We start from the raw sequence: 12,666 nt of genomic DNA on the forward strand, positions 1-12,666 counted from the left end.
ATCCAACCCGGCATACAGCTACGAATAAAAAGATAAAAAGAAAAGGGACGGTTATTCCGAGTTTGCCGGAAAAACCGTCCCTTCTTTTTTAAAACTTGCACGATTAAACGCTTCACGCTGATCACCAGGCTAATGATGCCGTGTGCAAGGCGTAAGCACCGCCTGCCAAGGACGGCGGAGCCGTTTAAGGCTCAGGAGAGGTTTTCCCGCGGGAGATGCTGAGATGATGGATTTGCTCCTCCAAAATGTTGCTCGTTTTGCCGATGAACTGCATGATGAGCCGGAGCTCGTCCGCCGAATACTGGGAGGCAAGCTCCAGCATCGCCGAATGAAGAGGCGAATACGTGTTTTTGATTGCTTTGTTGTGCTCGTATACCGGAACGATAATGACTCTGCGCCGGTCGGCCGGATCGTTTTCCCTGCGCACGTAACCGCATTTTTCAAGCCGGTCGATCAATGCGGTGATCGTTCCGGTCGCCAGCCCCGTAATTTTGGATAGCTCGCCTGCCGTAATCGGCCCGGTTTCGCGCAAAATGTCAACCGATTTCAGATCGTTATTGTACAAACCGTGGGAGGCGGCGACAAACTGCTGGTACAATACGGTTCGGGTGCCCAACCCCCGCATCAGCAGCGCAAGCTGTTCCCGGAGATCTGCAGGCTGTTCCTGCCGTTCGCTTGACAAACGAGACACCTCCTCTTAATATTTACATATCTCGATGAACGAGATATTCGATAAATGAGATATTAATATGATTTTATCGAACTTGTTCATACCTTGCAAAGGGGAAAGGGGTTTGCGAATGGAAGCAGCCAATAACAACATAAAGCTGGTTGTGGCAGGCTTGTTGCTTGCCATTTTTATGTCGGCTATCGATAATACCATCGTTGCCACGGCCATGGGGACGATCGTGTCCGATCTTGGCGGGATGGACAAGTTTGTCTGGGTCACGTCCGCGTATATGGTGACCACCATGGCGGGCATGCCGATTTTCGGCAAATTGTCGGACATGTACGGCAGAAAGAGATTTTTTATTTTCGGTTTGGCCGTGTTTTTGATCGGTTCAGCATTATGCGGGCTGGCTCAAACGATCGAGCAGCTCAGCATCTACCGCGCGATCCAGGGGATCGGCGGGGGAGCGCTTATGCCGATCGCGTTTACGATTATTTTTGACATTTTTCCGCCGGAAAAACGGGGCAAAATGACCGGCCTTCTCGGAGCGGTTTTCGGAGCGGCAAGCGTGGTCGGTCCGCTGCTCGGGGCCTATATTACCGATTACATGGGATGGGAATGGGTGTTTTATATCAACGTTCCGATCGGGATCGTTTCGTTTGCGCTGATCATGAAAAACTATAAGGAATCGCCTTCCCATTCGAAGCAAAAGATCGACTGGTGGGGCGCCGCGACGCTCGTTATTGCGGTCATCAGCCTGATGTTCGCGCTGGAGCTCGGAGGCAAGGAGTATGCCTGGAGTTCGGCGCCGATCATTTCGCTGTTTGCGCTCTTCGCCGTTTTTTTCGTCGCGTTCTTTTTCGTGGAGCTCCGGGCGAAGGAGCCAATTTTGCCGTTTTTCCTCTTTAAACGCCGTTTGTTTGCTTCATCGCAAATATTAGCGTTTTTATATGGCGGCACGTTCATTATATTGACGGTGTACATTCCGATCTTCGTCCAGGCCGTGTATGGAGGCTCGGCGACCAATGCAGGACTGATCCTGACGCCGATGATGCTCGGTTCGGTGGCGGGCAGCTCGATCGGCGGCATATTTTCGACGAAGACGAGCTATCGCAATCTGATGGGGATTTCGGTTGTGTTTTATCTTGCAGGCATGTACCTTCTCAGCACGCTCCAGCCGGATTCCGCGCGTTATTTGCTGACATTGTTCATGATCGTCGTCGGCTTTGGCATGGGCTTTTCGTTTTCGCTGCTGCCTACGGCCTCCCAGCATAATTTGGAGCCGCGCTACCGCGGAACCGCGAACTCGACCAACCAGTTTCTTCGTTCGCTGGGGATGACGATGGGGATTACGATTTTCGGCACGATCCAAAATAACCTGTTTACGAGCAAGCTGACGGAAAACTTCAAAGGCATGGGCGGGAATGCCGATTCCGCCATGTCCAGCCTGGGAGATCCCAAGCAAATCTTCGAGCCTAGCGTACGGACGAAGATTCCGGAGGCTGTCCTCTCCAAAATCATCGACGCCATGTCCGGTTCGATCACCCATGTGTTCCTGATTGCTCTCGTCCCGATTGCCATCGCCGTCATTTTCGTCATTGCGATGGGGAAGGCAAGGGTCGAACTCCCTCAGAAGCGGCAGGAGAAAGCCTAAAGGCATTGAAATGCTATAAAACGATAAAACGTCCGAGGTGTCGGGCGTTTTTTCTTTGGGGCAGGAAAGGGAGCTTTTCTGACAGCACGATGTTTTGCGCCCCGCCGGAATGGTTAGACTCATATTAGGAAAAAAGGGTTTCATAACATTCCAAGGAAGAAGGGGTAAACCAATGAGTGACCAACTGAACGCAGCAAAGGCATGGCTGGAGCAAAAAACCGGAGAAACGCTGCTGATCCGCAAAGAGGAGCGGGACGATATCGACGAAACCCGGGTACGCCTGGAGAGCGTGGAATATGACGAAACGGTGCCGACCTTCGACGAATACGCGGAAGGAAGCTCCCTCATTTTGCACGGGGCGGGAAACGTCGTCAGCGGGGACGGCGAATTGCCGCTGCCTAGGGACGAATACCAGATCTACGTGGACGGACAGTTCGACTGCAGCCCCGACGGCAACGGCTTAAGCTTGACGACGGGACGGGCCAAATACCGCATTTCCGTCATTTCTTGACGGTCTTGCCGGCTCGTGCCGACCATGCATCCTTGAAAAGCGGTCGGTGGTTTTTTGGTTTTTTTACAGAAAATCTGTATTAAACATTTGTCATATCCTTCAAAACGTGATAAAGTTAACATTGACCTTATGACTGGAATCGTTTTTCGGTCAATCATAGGGTGTAGAGCGAATTCGGGAGGGGAAAATCATAGGAACGGTGGATCGTAAAAAGCAGGTGCTTGAAGCGGCTTCTCGGTCCTTCGCATTGTTCGGCTACAAAGCGACCACGATGGACCAGGTGGCCAAAATCGCCAATGTGGGGAAAGGGACCATCTATACGTTTTTTGATACCAAGGAGCAGCTTTTCGACGAAATCGTCAATGGCGTCATTTCCGAAATGAAATCGATCATTTTGCGGGAAGTGGACCATGACAGGAAGTTTTTTGACAATTTGTTCCGCGTTTTGGATTCTTTTCTGGAATTCCGCAGCGAGCACGAACTCCTCATCAAGCTGTCCCAGGAGCTTCGGGACGTCGGCACGCCTCAATCGCAAGAAGCGATGGCCCAGGTGGAAAACGTCATTCTGGGGTATATCGAAAAAGAAATCGAGCGGGCGATTGCCCAGGGCGAGCTGAGGGAATGCGACCCCAAAATCGTATCTTTCCTGATGGTAAAGATGTACATCGCCTTGACTTCGGAGTGGAACAAAAACCACGAGCCGTTATCCAAGGAGCAGATCAAGGAGCATATCCGGCTTTTTTTGGAGAACGGGCTCGCTGCGAACGCGTAACACATTCCGGAAACATGGAAGTAGCACCGCCAAACCAAGCTCATACATCGGGAGCAGCTCAGCTCGGGCATGCGAACCGGCGACGGATACCCGGAGCCTGCTTTCGCATGCGCATGATTGACCGGATGATGAAAACAGTCAGAATGTTTTTGGCATCATCGATATTTGGATAAGGAGGGGCTACCGCCAGACATGAATGCATTATCCGTGTTTTTTAAAGACTTAGCTGCGGCCGTCAAAAACCCGAAAGTGCTGATCCCGATCATTGCCGTCATGTTTATCCCGATCATGTACAGCGGCGTGTATCTGGCAGCCTTCTGGGACCCGTACGGCCATTTGGACAATTTGCCGGTCGCCGTGGTGAACCAGGATAAAGGCGCCGAGTTCAAAGGCAAAGAGCTGCATATCGGCTCGGACCTGGTGGATGAACTCAAAAAAGGCAAAGATTTCGACTGGAAGTTTGTCAGCGCAGAGGAAGCGGAGAAGGGGATCAAGGAAAACCGCTATTATATGAAAATTACCATCCCCGAAAACTTCTCCGAACAAGCCACGACGCTGCTGGACGATCATCCGCAGCCGGCAAAAATTTTGTATGAACCGAACGGGGATTACAACTTTATCGCCTCCCAGATCGGAAATACGGCGATCAAGGACATTAAAGCGAAAGTGTCCGCCAAAGTCACCGAATCGTATACCGAAAGCCTGCTCGACAACTTCACGGAAGTTTCGGACGGACTTGCGGAAGCGGGCGACGGGGCGGACAAAATCCATGACGGCAGCGTCGATCTTGACGAAGGAGCCGTCAAGCTGAAGGAAAACCTGAAAAAGCTGGCGGACGGCACGCTGGAAGCCAAAGACGGCATGGGGCCGCTGGCCAAAGGCGTAAGCGATCTTCATCAGGGCGCGGGTCAGCTGAACCAGGGCGCGAGCAAACTCGCCAGCGGGCTGGGTCAGCTGAACGCCGCGGGAGGCCAGCTGCTGAGCGGAGCGAAGCAGGCGCAGCAGGGCGGTTCGCAGCTGCATGCCGGGCTGCAAAGCTCCTTGGAAGGCGCGAAAAAGCTGAACGCAGGCCTTCAAGGTTCGGAGCAGGGCGCAGGCAAGCTTGAAGCGGGGCTTCAAGCCGCCGAAAAGGGCAGCGCGGATCTATCTTCCGGACTCAAGTCTTCCCTTGACGGGGCATCCAAGGTTTCCGAAGGCGCGAAGGGCGTTGCCGACGGACTGCAGCAGCTTGCCTCCTCCAGCCCGGAACTGGCCAAAAACCCGCAATTCCAGAAGCTGCTTGCCGCCAGCCAATCCGTGGCGGAAGGAAGCGCCAAGGTGGCGGCTGGCCAGGAACAGCTGTCCAAAGGCGCCGATTCCCTGCATGACGCGCAGCAGCAGCTGCTGACCGGCGCAACGGCGCTTCATAGCGGGCAGAAACAGCTGCTTGAAGGCAGCGGCCAGCTTGTGAAAGGCCAGGAACAACTCGTGCAGGGCACCGCGAAGCTGAATGAAGGGCAGTCCGCGTTGACCGCCGGACTTTCAACGTTTAACCAGAAGCTCGGAGAAGCGGCAAACGGCAGCCAAGCGCTTGTCGCCGGCTCGAAGCAGCTCGTGGACGGCACGTCCCAGCTGAAAGGCGGCGTGAACAAATTGTCGGGCGGCCTGGTGACGCTTGCCGACGGGTCGCAGCAGCTGCATAAAGGCGCGGGCGAGCTCGCCAATGGCATCACGAAGCTTGACGACGGTTCGAAGGAGCTGGCAACCAAGCTGAACGATGCGGCCGAAAAAACTTCCGAGCTGAAAAAGACCGACGATCTCGTGAAAATGTTCGCCCAGCCGATCGACTCCGAGGAAAACGACAGCCGCAGAGTGCCGAATTACGGCACGGGCTTGACGCCGTATTTCATGTCCCTCGGTTTGTTCGTCGGGGCGCTCATCTCGACGCTCGTGATTTCGCTCAAAGGCACGACCGTGGAAGGAGCGACAGGCTTCGGCCGTTTCGTCAGCCGCACGCTTTCTTTTGCGGGCATGGGCTTGTTCCAGTCCGTCGTGGCGGCGACCATCATTTTGTACGGACTTGGATTGAAGGTGCAGAGCGTGCCGTATTTCTTCCTCTTCACCTTTATCACGAGTTTGACGTTTATGTTTATCGTGCAGGCGGTCGTCACGTGGTTTGATATGCCGGGACGTTTCCTCATTATCATTCTGCTCATTTTGCAGCTGACGACCAGCGCAGGCACGTTCCCGCTCGAACTGATTCCGGATTGGCTCAAACCGATCAATCCTTGGCTTCCGATGTCGCACAGCGTGCTTGGATATAAAGCCATCATATCCAGCGGGGATTACGACCTGATGTGGAAACAGGCCGGCGTGCTCGGCATCGTCGCCGTCATCTTCCTGGTTTTCAGCCTGATTTATTTCCTGTGGAAAGGAAGCAAAAAGCAGCAGCCTGCCGAGGCGGCGGCTTAAGCAGCAGGAACTTCAGGGCATTCCACAAAAAAACGAAGTCCTGATCCGCAAAGGTCAGGACTTTTTTTCGAATGCAAAAGAGAGTATCATGTTTATGCGCAAGCGATCCTTTTCTCTGCTAGAAACATTTCCGCACTGACATGGCCGGCCATCGGTGAAAGCACGCCGGATGGACGTTTTTCTGAGGTTCAGGGTATAATAAAGAGATCAGACAGGAATGAGGGATTACATGATTACGATTAAAACCAGATCACAAATCGAACAGATGAAGGAAGCCGGAGCCATCCTCGCGGCTTGCCACCGGGAGATCCGAAAGCTGATCGAACCGGGAATCACGACGATCGAAATCGACCGTTTCGCGGAAAAATTCATCCGGGCAGCAGGAGCGACGCCCGAACAGAAAGGGTATAACGGATTTCCTTACGCGACTTGCACATCCGTCAACGACGTTATCTGCCACGGGTTCCCGGGCAGCTACGCCCTCAAGGACGGCGACATCGTGACCGTGGACATGGTCGTGAACTTGAACGGATGGCTGGCGGATTCGGCCTGGTCCTATGCGGTCGGCAACGTGTCCGAAGAAGCGCAGCGCCTGCTGGACGTGACGAAAGAATCGCTCTACAAAGGCATCGAAAAGGCGGTGATCGGTAACCGGATCGGCGATATTTCGAATGCGATCCAGGTGTACGCGGAAGCCGAAGGTTTCTCCGTCGTCCGCGAGTTCATCGGCCATGGCATCGGCCGGGAAATGCATGAAGAACCGCAGGTGCCGCATTACGGACCGCCAAAACTCGGCCCCCGTTTGAAGGAAGGCATGGTCATTACCATCGAACCGATGCTGAACACGGGAACGTACCGCAGCAAAATCGACAGCGACGGCTGGACGGCACGAACGCTTGACGGCGGATTGTCGGCCCAATACGAGCACACGATCGCGATTACCGCGGACGGACCGGAAATTCTCACGCTGCAATAACATACAAAAAGGAGCCTAAACGGGCTCCTTTTGCGTTTTGATCGGCGAACTCTAATTCACCCTTTGCTTATATTTCCCCGAGCTTTCGATGCTGACCCGAATATCGATGGTCTTGATGGAGTCCGCGTCCAAGAGATACGGGCTGGCGCGATGAAACTCATGCCACTTTTTCGGATTTTTGCGATAAAGCTTTTCATCAAGCATGAAGACGTCGGCTTTTTTCTCCAATCCCTTTTTGAAGCTCATTTTGATTTCGTCCCGGATGGCATCGCCTGCCATTTCCTCCATCTTTTTATGCGGCGTGTCTTTGATCAGCTCATCGATATACGCATCGACGGAGACCCGGATGTTGAATCGGGCTTTGCCGTTTTCGATGACGGGTTTCACATACAGATGGGGTTTTTGGAGAACGATCGTTGCGACGGGAGGACCTTTATCCGGGATGTTCATGGGGGAGCGGACCAATTGCCGTTGAATCCATCTTGTTCCCTTGAGATCATCCTCGCTGAGATGGCCCCGGAATTCCTTGTTTTGAAAAAAATACGCCCCGTTGATCCGGAACATCGAACGCTTATCCTGATCCTCGTACCAGCCGGTCCGGTCAAGCGTGAGGCACGGGATCATGGCAAGTCCGCTCGGCTCGTTCATTTGCGCGATGATTTTGTAGCCGTATTCGGGGAGGATAAACGACCTTTGCGAATAGATCTGGTACGGTAAATCCATAAGGGTGTCCAGAGGCGAAAAATTCAGGATGGACTTTTGGATCAGGATCTCGTGCAGCGGTTCGTTCGTGCCGTACATCAAAATGTTGTATCGCACCTCGCGATAGCGGTTCAGCATGTCGTAGATTTCCTTCATTCCATGTTTCATGGCATTTTCGGACAGGACCAGCGCCTTCAAATGCCCCCAAAAAACCCTGATCTGCGAAGTGGCGTACATGGTCGTGAGCGATTCGGTCAACGTTTTTCCTTCGCCGACTCCAACCCAGATCGGGACCGGTTTTCCCACTTCCCCGGTATCGGATTTGGCGATATTGGTAAAATTCAGCATCTGCGCGTAACTTTTGAAGCGGCCGTTTTCATAATCGACGCCAAGAGCCGTAACGTAAGCCATATTCTGGATGTCCTTGGAATTCCAGCAGCCGGAAACGAGCATCAGGATGAGAAGCGATAAGGCGATTTTTTTTGCGTTCCTCATTGCGGGTTCTCCCCAAAATGATCCGAATCCATGGTGCCGAGCGACGTCGGCTTTTTACGCATCAGCTTCCAAGGCCCCCGCAAAATGGCGAGGAAAAAATCCTTCGCGTGAAAAGGCGATACGGGCGTCAAGTAAGGAACGCCGAAGGACCGGAGTCTTGACGCATAGGCCAGCAAAAGAATCAAGCCGAGGATCATCCCGTACATGCCCAGAATGGACGAAGCAAAAAACAGCCCGAATCGGATCACGCTCACGGCGGTGCTTAGCGTCTGATTGACGAGCGTGGCGCTTGCAACCGCAGTGATGGCTCCGACGACGACCGAGGAAGGAGAGACGAGCCCCGCGCGGATGGCAGCATCGCCGATAATCAAGCCGCCGATGACCGTTAAGGTCTGCCCGATGGTGCTTGGAAGCCTGATTCCCGCCTCGCGGAAGATTTCAAGAAGGATCAGCATCAGGAAAAGCTCCATTTGGGCGGATAAAGGAAGCCCCAATCTTGCGGTCGAAATGGTAGCCATGAGCCGGAAAGGGATCTGGTCCTGATGGAAAGCGGCCAAAGCTACCCAGAAGGAGGGCAGGCCGATGGAGATGAGCAGGCTGAGGATCCGGATGAGCCGCGCAAAAGAAACATAAATATAGTTGAAATGAACGTCCTCCGGAGACTTCATCTGCAGCGACAAGGTTCCTGGCCCAATCAACGCCATGGGAATGCCGTCAATAATGATGACGAAACGGCCGTTGATCAGGCTGGCAACCGCGTAATCCGGCCGGCCGGTAAAATCAAGCAGGGGGAAGAGGGCATATCTGGAGTCGGACAACAGCTCCTCCAGCTGATTGATCGAATAGATCGCATCGATATCGATCCGGTCCAGGCGTTGCCTGACTTCCGTCAGGATACTCTTTGAGATGATGTCGTCGAAGTACATTAAAGCAATCCTTGTTCTGGACCTGCGTCCCAAAATCAGATTTTCGCAGCAAAGGGACTTGCTGCGGATGCGCTTGCGGATCAAGGCGATATTGGTGACAAAATCCTCGGTAAAACCGTCTTTCGGCCCTTTGATCGAGATTTCGACGTTGGACTCTTCGGGTGTTCGTTTGGGAGAGTTGCAAATATCCAAAGAATACATTTGATTGGTGAGCGGGATCAAAATGACAAGACCCCCTTGGAATACGATATCCTCGATTTGCTGTTCGGTGATGGGCTCCTTCATTTCGTCCAGCGCCAATTTGGAATACAGGTCGCCGTTTTGCTGCAGGAAAAAGCCGGATTCCCGGTACATGTCCTGGAGCTCGGGAAGTACGACCAGGCTGATTTGCGCGGAGTCCGCGAGTCCGCTTGCGTATATGAGCACGACGTCGGACGAAGCGGAGTTTTTTTCCAAACGGTACGTTCGGATGACGACATCGAAGCTCTTGGAAAAGACGGATCGGATTTTTGGCAGCGTCCATACCGCGTTTTCGTTTGGTGATTCGGACGGGGTCACGATGCTTCCTCCTTTCTTTTCGCCGGCAAAAACGTTATAGCGGTCCAGATGACGGATAGTAACAGGTTTACGCAAAGCGAGATCGGAAAGTAATATCGATACAAACCTTGATAGAACGCGTCTTGGCTGACAGGAAACATGGCAAACAGGACATAACTGAAGGAGACGGCGAGCAGAAAGCGGTTCGCCATCACCCTGCTTTTAAATGGGAGTATTTCGACAAGGAGATATTGGGCAAGCGCAATCCGCATGAATGCGCCGGCCAGCCATTGATAAACCGACAAAAAGTCGACATGCTCCACATATTCCCCGATTTTTACGAGCCTCCACTGTTCATAGGGGGATTCCATTTGCTTTGCGGCCTCCTGCGGTCCAAACTCCGATATGGCGCCTAGAATAGGGCCGAGGGTTATGTAGGAGATGATCAGGCCGTAGACGACCATGTGCCATGGTTTGACCCGGTTTGTGATCCGGTGCTGTATGGACAAAATAACGAAGATTTCCACAAAACCCCCGCCAACATATATCATTCCATTCACCGGCGGCATTATTCCGTGCTCCAGAATAGGGGCGAGCAAATTGAAGTTTTTTTTCGAAGCATTGGCAATCGACACGAAAAAGCCGAGTATGACGACGACGGGAAGCAATATTCCGGCACTGACGGCGATCGAACGGATGCCCAGCTTGGCCATATAGAAACATACAAACATCAAGGTGCCGACCAAAACGATTTTGGGCGTCGCCGGCAAATAGTTGCTGATCGTCCAGCCGGAAGTATGATAAAGGGTAACGCCGCCGATCAGGTACAAATGAATAATCAATGGAGCAACCAAAATCCAGGACAGGACGGGAGTTGTTTTTTCCGCCAGCCACGGCTGAATTTTCTGCTGGCCGGTCCGTTTCATGAAAACGGCAAGCATCAGGGTCCAAGGCACCAGCAGCACGGTCGCGAAAATAACGGAAAGCCACGCGTCCCTGCCAGCCGCATCGAGCACGAGCGGATTGATGATGATATGGCTCGTCAGGCCGTTCATTAGCATAAGGGACATCAAAATTGGCACGATATGCACGGATGCTGATTTTTTCATTTGAGGCTTGTTCCCTCTTCCTGAATGAAATCGTTGATTATCGTATTTTGGCTAAAATCACTCCTGAATATTCAATATTTTGAAACAAGCGGATGACATGAGGCTTCCACACCCAAAAAAGCGGGCTTATCCTCCAAAAATTCCAACTATTTAAAGTGATAATTTCATTATATGAAAAATTCACAATAACAAAACAAGCTTGCGCCTAGTTACTATACCGAACGTCTGCCACGCCCCACGGACTTTGACCGAGAAAAAGAGGACAAAAAAAGCAGCGCGTGAAGCGCTGCTTGGCCGTTTGGATTACTCCTTGTTCAGCAGTTCCGCGCCGGCGATGCCCGGATTCGTCATCTGATAAGGATCCAGAATGATATTCAGTTCTTCCTCGGTCAACACATTATAAAGGAGGCACAATTCGCGGACCGATTTGCCGGTCAGGATCGCTTCGCGGGCAATGCGCGAAACGACCTCGTATCCGAGATGCGGGTTCAGCGCAGTGATGATGCCGACGCTGTTTTCGACGTATTCGCGGCAGCGTTCCACGTTGGCCTGGATGCCTTCGATGCAATGCTCGCGGAATACGCGGAAGCCGTTGTTCATGATCTCAAGGGATTGGAGCAGGTTATATACCAGCACCGGTTCCATCACGTTCAGTTCCAGTTGTCCGGCTTCGGAGGCGAGGCAGATCGTATGGTCGTTGCCGATGACCTGGAAGGCGATTTGGTTGATGACTTCGCACATGACCGGATTGACCTTGCCCGGCATGATGGAAGAACCCGGCTGCCTTGCCGGGAGCGACAGTTCGCCAAGTCCGGCTCTCGGTCCGGAGGCCATCAAGCGGATATCGTTCGCGACCTTGGACATGTTCATCATGCAAATTTTCAGCGCGGCCGAAACTTCGGTGTACGCGTCGGTGTTTTGGGTGGCATCGACCAGATGGTCCGCCGGCTCGATCGGGAAACCGCTCAGCTCGGCAAGCACTTTGGCGACATGTTCGATGTAGCGGACGTCGGCGTTCAGGCCCGTACCGACGGCGGTTGCGCCCATATTGATGTGGAGCAGGTTTTTCTTCGTCGCGGCCAGGCGGTCGATGTCCCGCCCAAGCACGCGCGCGTATGCCTGGAATTCTTGTCCCAGACGGATCGGAACCGCATCCTGCAGATGGGTTCGTCCCATTTTGATGACGGAGTCGAATTCTTCGGCTTTGCGTTCGAAGGCCTGCTTCAATTCCTGCATCGTTTTCAGCAGCTTCTCGATCATCGTCAGGGTAGCCAAATGCACCGCCGTCGGGAAGGAATCGTTGGTCGACTGGGCCATGTTGACGTGGTTGTTCGGGCTGATGTCGGCGTAGCTGCCTTTTTCTTTGCCGATCAGCTCGAGCGCGCGGTTGGCGATGACTTCGTTCGTGTTCATATTAATAGACGTGCCTGCTCCGCCTTGGATCGGATCGACGATAAAATGATCGAACCATTTCCCGCCGATGATCTCGTCTGCCGCCTTGACGATGGCTTCGCCTTTGGACGGGAGCAGCCGTTTAATCTCCATGTTTGCGATCGCGGCCCCTTTTTTGACCATGGCCATCGCCCGGATCAGCTCCGGATGAATCCGCTGGCCGGTAATCGGGAAGTTTTCTGCCGCACGCATCGTTTGAATGCCGTAGTATGCGTCTTCGGGAACTTCTTTGGTGCCGAGAAAGTCTTTTTCTAGTCTCATGAATACATTCCTCCGAGTTTGGTAACTGGATATTAGAGTCAGATGAGAACGCTTTATTTTATCGGACCCGCTATCATTATACGGTTTAAATGCAGGAACTGCCAGTCCTATGTCATTAAGGAATGAAAAAAAGGCGGAAATGTCCGCCAT

Annotated in this window: 10 protein-coding genes; 5 read left to right on the top strand and 5 right to left on the bottom strand. The window is 52.9% G+C overall.

What is annotated here, in order from left to right; all coding sequences use genetic code 11:
* Window positions 1-184 precede the first annotated feature (184 nt).
* Complete coding sequence (locus NYE48_RS11355) at window positions 185-625, bottom strand: MarR family winged helix-turn-helix transcriptional regulator (protein ID WP_341000635.1); 441 nt, start codon at window positions 623-625, stop codon at window positions 185-187.
* Between the two features lie 175 nt (window positions 626-800).
* On the opposite strand from NYE48_RS11355, the gene NYE48_RS11360 reads away from it, so the two are divergent.
* From NYE48_RS11360 to map, 5 genes are all read left to right on the top strand, one after another.
* The gene (locus NYE48_RS11360) at window positions 801-2,324 is read left to right on the top strand and encodes an MDR family MFS transporter (protein WP_340998630.1); all 1,524 of its coding nucleotides are present in this window, start codon (window positions 801-803) and stop codon (window positions 2,322-2,324) included.
* 172 nt (window positions 2,325-2,496) lie between these two features.
* Window positions 2,497-2,835, top strand: a complete 339-nt coding sequence (locus NYE48_RS11365; RefSeq protein ID WP_340998632.1) for a hypothetical protein — start codon at window positions 2,497-2,499, stop codon at window positions 2,833-2,835.
* 190 nt (window positions 2,836-3,025) lie between these two features.
* The gene (locus NYE48_RS11370) at window positions 3,026-3,607 is read left to right on the top strand and encodes a TetR/AcrR family transcriptional regulator (protein WP_341000636.1); all 582 of its coding nucleotides are present in this window, start codon (window positions 3,026-3,028) and stop codon (window positions 3,605-3,607) included.
* A 192-nt stretch (window positions 3,608-3,799) separates the two neighbouring features.
* Entirely contained in the window at window positions 3,800-6,058 is a 2,259-nt protein-coding gene (locus NYE48_RS11375; RefSeq protein ID WP_340998635.1) for a YhgE/Pip domain-containing protein, read from the top strand.
* A 229-nt stretch (window positions 6,059-6,287) separates the two neighbouring features.
* Entirely contained in the window at window positions 6,288-7,034 is a 747-nt protein-coding gene (gene map, locus NYE48_RS11380; RefSeq protein ID WP_339321008.1) for a type I methionyl aminopeptidase, read from the top strand.
* 51 nt (window positions 7,035-7,085) lie between these two features.
* Here map and NYE48_RS11385 read toward each other — a convergent pair whose 3' ends face one another.
* From NYE48_RS11385 to aspA, 4 genes are all read right to left on the bottom strand, one after another.
* Window positions 7,086-8,231, bottom strand: coding sequence for a Ger(x)C family spore germination protein (locus NYE48_RS11385; RefSeq protein WP_340998637.1), 1,146 nt, complete (start codon window positions 8,229-8,231; stop codon window positions 7,086-7,088).
* Complete coding sequence (locus tag NYE48_RS11390; protein ID WP_340998639.1) at window positions 8,228-9,715, bottom strand: spore germination protein; 1,488 nt, start codon at window positions 9,713-9,715, stop codon at window positions 8,228-8,230. Before NYE48_RS11390 ends, NYE48_RS11385 begins: the two co-directional genes overlap by 4 nt.
* Complete coding sequence (locus NYE48_RS11395) at window positions 9,712-10,803, bottom strand: endospore germination permease (protein WP_340998642.1); 1,092 nt, start codon at window positions 10,801-10,803, stop codon at window positions 9,712-9,714. The genes NYE48_RS11390 and NYE48_RS11395 overlap by 4 nt, the downstream gene beginning before the upstream one ends.
* Window positions 10,804-11,106: 303 nt before the next feature.
* Window positions 11,107-12,516 carry an aspartate ammonia-lyase gene (gene aspA / locus NYE48_RS11400; RefSeq protein ID WP_340998645.1) on the bottom strand — a complete coding sequence of 470 codons (1,410 nt, stop codon included), beginning with the start codon at window positions 12,514-12,516 and terminating at the stop codon, window positions 11,107-11,109.
* Window positions 12,517-12,666 lie beyond the last annotated feature (150 nt).

Source organism: Paenibacillus sp. FSL M7-1455 (genome assembly GCF_038004655.1).
GTDB lineage: Bacteria > Bacillota > Bacilli > Paenibacillales > Paenibacillaceae > Paenibacillus_AQ > Paenibacillus_AQ cookii.

Excerpts from the sequence above, each read along its gene's own strand:
- NYE48_RS11355 (WP_341000635.1), bottom strand. The coding sequence starts at position 625 with ATGCGGGGGTTGGGCACCCGAACCGTATTGTACCAGCAGTTTGTCGCC.
- NYE48_RS11360 (WP_340998630.1), top strand. The coding sequence starts at position 801 with ATGGAAGCAGCCAATAACAACATAAAGCTGGTTGTGGCAGGCTTGTTG.
- NYE48_RS11365 (WP_340998632.1), top strand. The coding sequence starts at position 2,497 with ATGAGTGACCAACTGAACGCAGCAAAGGCATGGCTGGAGCAAAAAACC.
- NYE48_RS11375 (WP_340998635.1), top strand. The coding sequence starts at position 3,800 with ATGAATGCATTATCCGTGTTTTTTAAAGACTTAGCTGCGGCCGTCAAA.
- map (WP_339321008.1), top strand. The coding sequence starts at position 6,288 with ATGATTACGATTAAAACCAGATCACAAATCGAACAGATGAAGGAAGCC.
- NYE48_RS11385 (WP_340998637.1), bottom strand. The coding sequence starts at position 8,231 with ATGAGGAACGCAAAAAAAATCGCCTTATCGCTTCTCATCCTGATGCTC.
- NYE48_RS11395 (WP_340998642.1), bottom strand. The coding sequence starts at position 10,803 with ATGAAAAAATCAGCATCCGTGCATATCGTGCCAATTTTGATGTCCCTT.
- aspA (WP_340998645.1), bottom strand. The coding sequence starts at position 12,516 with ATGAGACTAGAAAAAGACTTTCTCGGCACCAAAGAAGTTCCCGAAGAC.